Source organism: uncultured Rikenella sp., from assembly GCF_910579375.1.
Taxonomy (GTDB): Bacteria; Bacteroidota; Bacteroidia; order Bacteroidales; family Rikenellaceae; genus Rikenella.
This window is the reverse complement of sequence record NZ_CAJTUJ010000070.1, coordinates 1-8,935: the sequence shown is the minus strand read 5'-3', so window position 1 is coordinate 8,935 and position 8,935 is coordinate 1. Positions and strand designations below refer to the sequence as shown.

The 8,935-nt window shown below is 56.2% G+C and carries 8 protein-coding genes and 2 pseudogenes; 5 read left to right on the top strand and 5 right to left on the bottom strand.

The window, feature by feature from the left end:
* Positions 1 to 268 (top strand): annotated as a pseudogene (locus tag QZ302_RS06795) (nucleoside recognition domain-containing protein); the annotation flags it as partial.
* 642 nt (positions 269 to 910) lie between these two features.
* Here QZ302_RS06795 and QZ302_RS06790 read toward each other — a convergent pair.
* A complete protein-coding gene (locus QZ302_RS06790) occupies positions 911 to 1,174 on the bottom strand; it encodes a LysM domain-containing protein (protein WP_294593877.1) in 264 nt (87 codons plus the stop codon).
* 63 nt (positions 1,175 to 1,237) lie between these two features.
* Positions 1,238 to 1,576, bottom strand: a pseudogene (locus tag QZ302_RS06785) (M23 family metallopeptidase); the annotation flags it as partial.
* A gap of 1,755 nt (positions 1,577 to 3,331) precedes the next feature.
* Here QZ302_RS06785 and trxB point away from each other — a divergent pair.
* Both trxB and QZ302_RS06775 read left to right on the top strand, forming a co-directional pair.
* Entirely contained in the window at positions 3,332 to 4,261 is a 930-nt protein-coding gene (trxB, locus tag QZ302_RS06780) for a thioredoxin-disulfide reductase (RefSeq protein ID WP_294593875.1), read from the top strand.
* 350 nt (positions 4,262 to 4,611) lie between these two features.
* Positions 4,612 to 5,280: an inorganic pyrophosphatase gene (locus tag QZ302_RS06775; protein WP_294593874.1), complete on the top strand. Its 669-nt coding sequence runs from the start codon at positions 4,612 to 4,614 to the stop codon at positions 5,278 to 5,280.
* An 88-nt stretch (positions 5,281 to 5,368) separates the two neighbouring features.
* Here QZ302_RS06775 and QZ302_RS06770 read toward each other — a convergent pair whose 3' ends face one another.
* Genes QZ302_RS06770 through QZ302_RS06760 form a run of 3 tightly spaced genes read right to left on the bottom strand, consistent with a single transcriptional unit; the run spans position 5,369 to position 7,054 of the window.
* Positions 5,369 to 5,647: a hypothetical protein gene (locus QZ302_RS06770; protein WP_294593873.1), complete on the bottom strand. Its 279-nt coding sequence runs from the start codon at positions 5,645 to 5,647 to the stop codon at positions 5,369 to 5,371.
* 12 nt (positions 5,648 to 5,659) lie between these two features.
* The gene (locus QZ302_RS06765) at positions 5,660 to 5,941 is read right to left on the bottom strand and encodes a hypothetical protein (RefSeq protein ID WP_294593872.1); all 282 of its coding nucleotides are present in this window, start codon (positions 5,939 to 5,941) and stop codon (positions 5,660 to 5,662) included.
* Between the two features lie 21 nt (positions 5,942 to 5,962).
* Positions 5,963 to 7,054 (bottom strand): BF3164 family lipoprotein, encoded by a 1,092-nt coding sequence (locus QZ302_RS06760; protein WP_294593871.1) that lies wholly within the window; start codon positions 7,052 to 7,054, stop codon positions 5,963 to 5,965.
* 251 nt (positions 7,055 to 7,305) lie between these two features.
* On the opposite strand from QZ302_RS06760, the gene QZ302_RS06755 reads away from it, so the two are divergent.
* Both QZ302_RS06755 and QZ302_RS06750 read left to right on the top strand, forming a co-directional pair.
* Complete coding sequence (locus QZ302_RS06755; protein WP_294593870.1) at positions 7,306 to 7,908, top strand: LemA family protein; 603 nt, start codon at positions 7,306 to 7,308, stop codon at positions 7,906 to 7,908.
* 24 nt (positions 7,909 to 7,932) lie between these two features.
* Positions 7,933 to 8,751, top strand: coding sequence for a TPM domain-containing protein (locus QZ302_RS06750; RefSeq protein ID WP_294593869.1), 819 nt, complete (start codon positions 7,933 to 7,935; stop codon positions 8,749 to 8,751).
* Positions 8,752 to 8,935: the final 184 nt, after the last annotated feature.

Here is an 8,935-nt window from a genome sequence, read left to right as displayed (position 1 = left end):
GGCGGGCGAGGTGGATCGGCAGTTGGTGCGGAGTCTGCGGGCGCAGCGGCATACATCGGGGACTTTGGCGGGGCAGCCGGTCTATACGCCGCTGGTGGCTTATACGATGATGTTGTTCATCTTGTTGTATTTTCCTTGCGTGGCGGCTGTGGCGGCGATCCGAAAGGAGGCGGGCTGGCGTTGGGCGCTCTTTTCGGTGCTCTATACGACGGGGCTGGCGTGGGTGGTTTCGTGCGCGGTCTACCAGATCGGCTCGCGCTTCTTTTAATTCATCGATTTCTCGCACGCTGTTCTTTGTGCCGGATAGAACCGTACCTTTTCTGAAGAAAAGGTACCCAAAAGACTTTTGCAGAGGTCGTCCCGTTGGGACGACCACGGGTTTTCTCCGCCTTGTTCGTTGGGCTGAGATTTTCATGCGCGGCGCGCGTGGGGTTCTTGCCCATTATTAGCGCGCCCGCCGAAAATCCACAGCCCAACCAATCGGTCAGACACGGCCAGAGCATCCCGCAGGGATGAGCTCTGAAGTTTTTCTAGTTCTTTTTGTACACAACCGACGCTGCCTTCGAGCGCAAGGCAAACGCAGTTTGCAAAGTGTCGAGCGGCGAGGAGGAAAACGAGCGCAGCGAAGTGAAAAAGAACAGTACCCTCCTGTAGCCAAAAGCGGGGTACATAAAATCGATAAAATAATAGAAGAGATGACCCAGGAGACGATAGTATGGATTGTGGTCGGAGTGTGCGCCGTGATAGGAGCCGTGTGGGCCGTGCGGAGAGTGCGAGGCAAAGCCACCCGCTGCGGTTGCGGTTGTGCCGGTTGTTCAGCCTCGGTCAAATCCTCGAAAAACAGTTGCGGCCGGCGTACCGACACCGACCGCATATAAAACCGTGGTGCGACCGAACCGCCGCAGCCCTTCTATCGAATTTTCAGCCTTTTGCCTAACGGCAGCGTCGCCTCCCGGTTCAGGTTGTTCAGCGCGCAAAGGTTGGATACCGTCGTGCCGAAACGCCGGGCAATCCCCCACAGCGTATCCCCCGACCGTACTGTATAAGTCGTCGTTGTCGAAGCGGCCGTCGCCGTTTTGCCGGTATGGCTCGATGTGCTGCTGCCTGCCGAGCTCGTGTCCTCCCGATCCGTCGCCTGCGACGGAGCCAGACCGCTCGCCCGGTTCTGCGCCACGATGCGTCCGTTGGCCTGCTTCGTCACCGAGAGCACCCCGTTCTGCAACCGGTGGTTGTGGTAGTCGATCACCAGGGCCGGATTGATGTGCTGTCCCTGTACCCGCACCTCGAAATGGCAATGCTCCGTCGTTGCCCGTCCCGTCCGTCCGATCAGACCGATCGCGTCGCCCGCCCGTACCACATCGCCCACCCGAACCAGATTGCGCGTGTTGTGTGCATAGAGCGTCTCCAAACCATTCTTGTGCCGGATCACCACACAGTTGCCGTATCCGCTGTAGAGCTTCGACATGCGCACCGTTCCGGCGAACGCCGCCCGTACCGTGTCGTTTTTCACCCCTTTGATATCGACCCCCGTGTGCACGCCCCGTCCCCGCGGCCCGTATCCCGACAGGAACCGGCCCCGATAAGGGTAACAGAACCGTTGTTCGTTGAGTACCACGATAAAACGGTTGTTGCCCTTGCCGAACGGATCGTAATACGAGAATTTGACGTGTTCCGTTTCGTTCGGTTGGAACTGGTGCACCGGCGGAGCGGTCGCCGTGACCGTCCCTTCCGCCGCCGCCACCTCCGCTTCGTCTACGACCGTATTTTCCTCCTTCGGCGTGTTGATGAACGTCGGTACCGGTTTGTCCCGCACCGTCGCGTCCGGCATGGTCAGCGCACGCGCCAAAGCCGAAAGCTCCGAATCCTCCGAATTTTGCGCGGCGTCTTGCGGAGCGCTCGTCTGTAAAGCCTGTTCCGTCTGTAAATCTGCGGCATTCTCCTGTGCGGCAGGTTCTTCCGGGGTCGTATGCTGGTCGTCCGTTTCCGTGTCCGTCGTCGGTTGAGCTCGTCGCTGCGTATTCGTCGCCATCATCGCCCGTTGCTGTTCTGCCTTGGCCGCTTCCGCCGCTTTGGCCTGTGCCTGACGTTCGGCCAGCAGGCGCCGGGCCTCCGCCTTGCGCCGTTTGTCCAATGCCCGCTGTTCTTTGGCGGTCAAAGTCGGCGTCACCTCCGACACTTGCGTCACCGATCCCGACACTTGTTGTTGCCGAGGCGGACGAACGGTCGTCTGAGCAGCCGTCGCAGTTTGAACCGGAGTTTGTACGGGTTGCTGCGCCGCAGCTTCGGGAGCGGGTTGCGGGGCTTCCTCCTGCTTAGGTGCCGGCGGCGGAGTCGGTTCCGGCGAAGCCGCCCGGCGGGTGACGAATGAAATATTTTTTATCTGAGCCGCCGACGCTTCGGTGGCTTTCGGAATCCCCAATCCGCCCCGCACCGGCCTCACCGGTTCGTTGTTCTGCTCTGTTGCAGCTCGTTCCTCCTGAGCCCGCAGGCGGGCCTCTTGTCGCAGCTGACTTCGTGTCCGTTTAGGTACGGGTACCGACGGCGTTGCCGACGGTGCCGGCTGGGTCACGTAGCTCCGCGGGGCGATCACTTCGGCCTGCGACCGGGCGAGCGTCCCTTCGTTGTTGCTGCGCGGCCCCCGGGTGTATTCCTGTTTCGGGATACGGCTCGGGGTGGGCGCTTCGCTGCGGGTCTCGGTCATCAGCCGCTCGCTGCGCACGACGGTCGATTGCGAGTAGTTGTCGAACGAGCGTGTCAGGAGTCCGGTGGTCGCCACCGGAGCCAGCTTCGGGGCGCAACCTGCCGTCCCCAGCCATACGGCTCCGATCAGCCAGTATGCCAGCCGAATACCTTTCGAATTTCTATGAGAAAATCTTTCCACGTTGCAAAGATAGTGAAACCCGGGTGTAATCGGTTGTCGGTACTTCGTTTTATCCGTTCTCGACGCGGGCTGTAAAATCCCTATCTTTACGATCCGATGTCCAAAAAATAGACATTTTTGTTTTGCTCTGTTTTTTTTGCAAAATATTTATTTTCAGGCGAGTATGGATAATGGTACACCTGTTGAGAGACTTCGCATCGGGCGGAAATAGAACAAACGCCGGACGACCGGTCGTTTTACGAAACGATGAGCCGAGTGGTGGGGGAGTTGCGAAACGCGGACGCAACCGGATATAGAACTGAGGGGAGACGACCCGGCGGAGACGGCGGAGCGCCTGATAGACCGAATCATTCGAACCGGAGGGGAGGAGTAAACCCGAAAATCGCTAACTTTGTCTTCGTAAATGCCGACAACGGCGGATCGTGAAACGAATAAAACGCACAAACAGTTATGAGTGAATCTATTAAGTGTCTGATTGTCGGCAGCGGGCCGGCGGGCTATACGGCGGCGATCTATGCGGCCCGGGCGAATCTCGCGCCGGTGGTTTACGAGGGGATCGAACCGGGAGGACAGCTGACGACGACGACCGAAATCGAGAATTTTCCGGGCTATCCGGAGGGAATTTCCGGAACGGCGATGATGGAAGACCTCAAGAAACAGGCCGAACGCTTCGGGACGCAGGTGCGGTTCGGGGTGGTGACGAAGCTCGACCTGAGCGCGCGCCCGTTCGCGGTGGAGATCGACGGCGGAACGACGGCGCTGCGGGCCGAAACGGTCATTATCGCGACGGGGGCGTCGGCGAAGTACCTCGGGCTGCCGTCGGAACAGAAGTTCCGGGGGATGGGGGTCTCGGCGTGCGCGACGTGCGACGGGTTTTTCTACCGCAAAAAGGATGTGGCGGTGATCGGCGGGGGAGACACGGCGTGCGAGGAGGCGACTTATCTGGCGTCGCTGTGCCGGCAGGTCTATCTGGTGGTGCGCAAGAATTATCTCCGGGCGTCCAAGGCGATGCAGGAGCGGGTCTTCACGACGCCGAACATCGAGGTGATCTTCGAACACAACATGCGCGAGGTGCTGGGCGACGAGAACGGGGTGACGGGGATGTTGCTGGAGTCGACGGCGGGGGCGGAACGGAGGGTCGCTGTGGACGGTATATTTCTGGCGATCGGCCACCATCCGAATACGGAACTGGTGGCGGGGCAGCTCGAACTGGACGAACAGGGATACATCATCACGCATCAGGGGCAGACGAATGTGGCGGGTGTTTTTGCGGCGGGGGATGTGCAGGATCCGCGCTATCGGCAGGCGATCACGGCGGCGGGGTCGGGCTGTATGGCGGCGCTGGAGTGCGAACGCTTCCTCGCGGAACATACATTGTAATTTTAATCGTTCGTTTCCTGTGTCTACCCGGCTGGAACCGTACCTTTTCTGAAGAAAAGGTACCCAAAAGACTTTCGTGATAGCTACGCTACGCCTTAGGCTCCGCAGTCCTCATTCTTGGTGAGTTTGTCGGGCTGGGTTTTCGGCGAGCGCGCTTAGGGTATTATGCCCATTATTTAGCGCGCTGCGCCGGAAACCACAGCCCAACCCATAAACCGAGATTTGGGCCTCCGGCAGCTTTAGGATGCGAAGCATCCTTGAAAGTTTTTTTGGTTCTTTTTGTTCACAAAAAGAACAGTACCCTCCAGGTAAGGTGCAACTAAACGAATGAATATAAAGAACAGATTAATATGTCGAAATTGATGGACCCGATTGTGGGTCAGTTGATGGGATTGCGTTATAAATCCCATCCATGGCACGGCGTGAATATCGGCGACGAAGCACCCGATAAGGTGACCTGTTTTATCGAGATCGTTTCGACCGACACCGTCAAGTACGAAGTCGATAAGGAATCCGGTTACCTTTTTATCGACCGGCCCCAGAAATATTCCAATACCGTCCCCGCCCTGTATGGATTTCTGCCCCAGAGCTATAGCGGCGAGCTCGTGGCCCAGCTCAGCAACGAAGCCTTGCAGCGTACCGACATTCACGGCGACGGCGACCCGGTGGACGTGTGCGTGCTGACCGAGAAGACCATTACGCACGGCGATATCCTCGTCCACGCCAAGCCGGTGGGCGGCATTCGGATGATCGACCACGACGAGGCCGACGACAAGATTATCGCCGTGTTGAAGCACGATGCCGTTTACGGCAATGTCGACGACGTGTCGCAACTGCCGCCGTTGGTGGTGGAGCGTCTGCGGCACTACTTCCTGACCTATAAGGACTTACCGGGTGCTAAGCGGAACGTCGAGATCACCCACATTTATGGCGCCGACGAGGCCAAAGAGGTGATTCGGCGGTCGATGGAGGACTATCACAACCGTTTCCACAACCTGGAGGCGCTGCTCAAACTGTAGTTGCGGTTCGGGGAAAATATGCGCGCCGGACTCTTCGGGATAAGAAGAGGCCGGCGCGCATATTCTTAATTTAGATACCTAATTGAATCTAAAGAGCTGCGTTAATGTGATTTTTCCATTTACTACTTCCTATGTACTTCCCTTCGGCATTCCAGACCCTGAAATAGCAAATAGCATTCGGTTGAGGAGAACATGGAATTTGTGTTCCTTCAATATCAAGTGTAGAGGACATAGCTTCGATATTCTCTAAAGTTAAGTTCTGTAAGTTTATTCTTTGAGAATTCGTATGAGCTTTTTTGTACAAAAAACAACTACCTCCGGCTATAGTTGTCAGTGTTAAAAACATGAGAATTAACGTGCTTTTCATGGTTGTAGTGTTTTAATTACCTCTAATTTGATTTCTGAAAGTCTCTGTTCCTATGAAGTTGCCATTTGCATCGTAAAACCTTTCGACGCATTTTGCTTTCTTTTGTTCTTTACACGGAATAGTTACATCAATATCTAAGTAAAATTCGGTTACAGCTAAAGCTTCCAAATTTTTTAAAGTCAAATTGTTTGTTGGAATTGAGGACGCTACTTCTTTAAAATAGAAATGACTTGCTAACGCAATTCCAATGATCAATGTACTTGTCGTACATTTAATAATGGTGTTTCTGTTCATAACGATAAAGTTAAGTTTGTTTTAGTTCGGTAATTCGAATCTCACGAGATACCCCTCCAGTGTCTTGTCGTTCAGCGCGAACGCATACAGATAGCGGTCGTCCGGCGATATTGTCGGAAAACAGACCGGCCGATCCAACGAATAGGTTGCCAGTGGTCGTCCGTTCCAATCCATCACGAAAATTTCTCGAACGTAGCCTGCGCCATAGCCGTTCCGCGCGATCGATGCCTCCCGGTCGAGGCGGTCAATCCGCGGGTCTGCACAGTAGATCCTTCTCCCGGTGACACTCAATTGATAACCGTTGTCGTGGTTCGCCGTAAAACGAACCCGGTCGCGCCCCTGCGGTTCATATTCGGGAATCTGGCAGAAAGGCCGCTCGATTTGCTGCGCTTTTCCCTCTTCGAGATCAAACAACAAGACCAATTTCGAATTGGCATTGGAATAGGCGAACCGGTTTTGTGTCGGATGCTTCACGATCGTTCCCATATAAGCCTCGGCCCGCTGTCCATAGGGCATGGAACCGCGGTCGTCCGGATAGGGAATATCCAGCGGTTCCCACGTTTCGCGGCGGGTGTCGTACAGCGAGAAGAGACTGTTGTGCCCGTCGAACGTCTGGGCGATGCAGAGGGTGTCGTCGATCGGCACGAGTTCGTAGGCCGGGATAGGATTCGTTTCGCCGTAACGTTCTTCCGTCCAACTCGATAGGTCGAACAACCGTGCCGCCGAATCCAGCGGGATGCGGATCGAATGTCCCAGCGGATTGTAAGCGACTGTAACGAGTGTTTGGGAGTTCGGAAAATAGAAGGCCTCCGCATCGGTCGCCTCCCACGGGCCGCGCCCCTGTCGTAGAAACGAACCTAGAAACAGCAGAGAGTCGTATTTCGACCAGTAAACCGAGAACAGTGCGTCGTCGGTCGCTCCCTCGAAAATCAGAAGGTCGCCGGCGAACAGGAAATCACCCTCCCCGTAGATCGGCCGGTCCCACGACACGATTTCGGCAGTGAGCCGGTAATTCGTTGTCGTGTCCCACCGTTCTTCGCCCCAGCGCTGCTCGGGGCCGGGCGTGCAACCGAAAAGCAACAAACAAGCTCCAATGGTTAAGAAAAACCGCATAGCTTACAGTGATTTTTACAAAGGAATAAAATAAATATGACATAGAAAGAAATTATGATTTTTTGTTAAAGAGGTTGGTTTGGGGTGATTTTTGGTGATTGGTGTAATCCCTCTTAAAGATATATAGAATTTGTAGTGTGTAATTCATAGAATGGATTTTGGGAATGCGAATTTTATTGTACTTGATAATTGCTATGCTTTTCGTCGAATTATTCTCCCTATATTTGTAGAACTCAAAAACGAACGAAGCGATGAAAAAAGGACATTGGATATTGATTATCGTGCTGGGGGCGATCGTGGTGATAGCGGCCGGTATTTACAGCTGGGTCAAAGGGAATTACAACGGGCTGGTGGAGCGCAGCCAGGAGGTGGCGGCACAGTGGGCCAACGTGGAGAACCAATACCAGCGCCGGGCCGACCTGATTCCGAATCTGGTGGCTACGGTCAAGGGATATGCCACCCACGAAAAGGCGACGCTCGAAGGGGTGATCGATGCGCGGGCCCGGGCTACGCAGGTGCGGATCGACTTCAATGACTTGAACGAGGAGACCTTGGCCAAATATGCGCAGGTGCAGGGTGAGTTGTCTTCGGCGTTGAGCCGGCTGATGGCGGTTTCGGAGGCCTATCCCGACCTCAAGGCGAACCGGAATTTCACCGATTTGCAGACCCAGCTGGAGGGGACGGAGAACCGGATTGCGACCGAACGCAGGCGGTATAACGATGCGGTGCAGGCGTATAACGTTTATGTACAGCAGTTTCCGCGCAATCTGATCGCCGGAATGTTCGGTTTTACGCCGAAAACTTTCTTCGCGGCGGAAGCGGGGGCGGAAAAGGCCCCGAAAGTGGAATTTTAATCGACTCCCCGGAGGATGTGTAGTATGACGGGCGGTCGGATAAAGCGTTGGGGGCTGGCGCTGGCGAGTGTTTTTCTGCTGGCGGCGGGCGGTGTGCGCGGACAGGCGGTTCCGAAACCGATGTCGCCGCCGCGGCTGGTGAATGACTATGCCCACCTCTTTTCGCCGGAGCAGCAGCGCGTGCTGGAGGATAGCCTGGTGGCTTTCGATGCGGCGACTTCGACGCAGATCGCGGTCGTGACGGTCACCGACCTCGACGGTTACCCGGCGGCGGAGTATGCCACGCGGATTCTGGAACAGTGGGGTGTCGGCTCCCGCGAGCACGACAACGGGGTGGTGCTGTTGGTCAAACCGCGGAACCGGTACGGGCGAGGCGAGATGTTTATTGCGGTGGGGTACGGACTGGAGGGGGCGTTGCCGGATATCACGGCGGGGCGGATTATCGATGACGAGATGATTCCGTATTTGCAGTTCGATCCGCCGAATTATTACGCTGCGGTGGCGGCGGGTACGGCGGCGATTCGGGCGGCGGTGCGCGGAGAATACACGGCACGGCAGGTGGAACGGGAGCCGGGGTTTTGGGACGGGGCGACGTGGATACTGACGGCGGGGGTGGTGTTTTGGATCGTGATTCTGCTGATCCGTTCCTATAAAAAAGGAGGGTCGGATGATGACGATTCGAATACAGGAGGACGGGGTGGAAATGGTGGCCGGCGAGTTTATCGGGGCAGGCCGATGATGTTTCCTCCGATCTTTGGCCGTGGCTTCGGTGGGGGATCGGGAGGCTTCGGCGGTTTCGGGGGCGGACGAACGGGCGGCGGCGGTGCCGGGCGCTCGTTTTAATCGTTCGATTATCTGTGTCTACCCGCATGGAACTGTCGCTTTCTTGAAAGAAAGCGACGCAAAGAACTTTTGCAGAGGTCGTCCCTGTGGGCCGACCACGGGTTTTCTCCGCCTTGTTCGTTAGGCTGTGGTTTTCCGGCGCGGGCGCATTGGGGTAATACTCGCATTATAGCGCCCCGCCGAG

Excerpts from the sequence above, each read along its gene's own strand:
- QZ302_RS06775 (WP_294593874.1), top strand. The coding sequence starts at position 4,612 with ATGTCGAAATTGATGGACCCGATTGTGGGTCAGTTGATGGGATTGCGT.
- QZ302_RS06750 (WP_294593869.1), top strand. The coding sequence starts at position 7,933 with ATGACGGGCGGTCGGATAAAGCGTTGGGGGCTGGCGCTGGCGAGTGTT.
- QZ302_RS06765 (WP_294593872.1), bottom strand. The coding sequence starts at position 5,941 with ATGAACAGAAACACCATTATTAAATGTACGACAAGTACATTGATCATT.
- trxB (WP_294593875.1), top strand. The coding sequence starts at position 3,332 with ATGAGTGAATCTATTAAGTGTCTGATTGTCGGCAGCGGGCCGGCGGGC.
- QZ302_RS06760 (WP_294593871.1), bottom strand. The coding sequence starts at position 7,054 with ATGCGGTTTTTCTTAACCATTGGAGCTTGTTTGTTGCTTTTCGGTTGC.
- QZ302_RS06755 (WP_294593870.1), top strand. The coding sequence starts at position 7,306 with ATGAAAAAAGGACATTGGATATTGATTATCGTGCTGGGGGCGATCGTG.
- QZ302_RS06770 (WP_294593873.1), bottom strand. The coding sequence starts at position 5,647 with ATGAAAAGCACGTTAATTCTCATGTTTTTAACACTGACAACTATAGCC.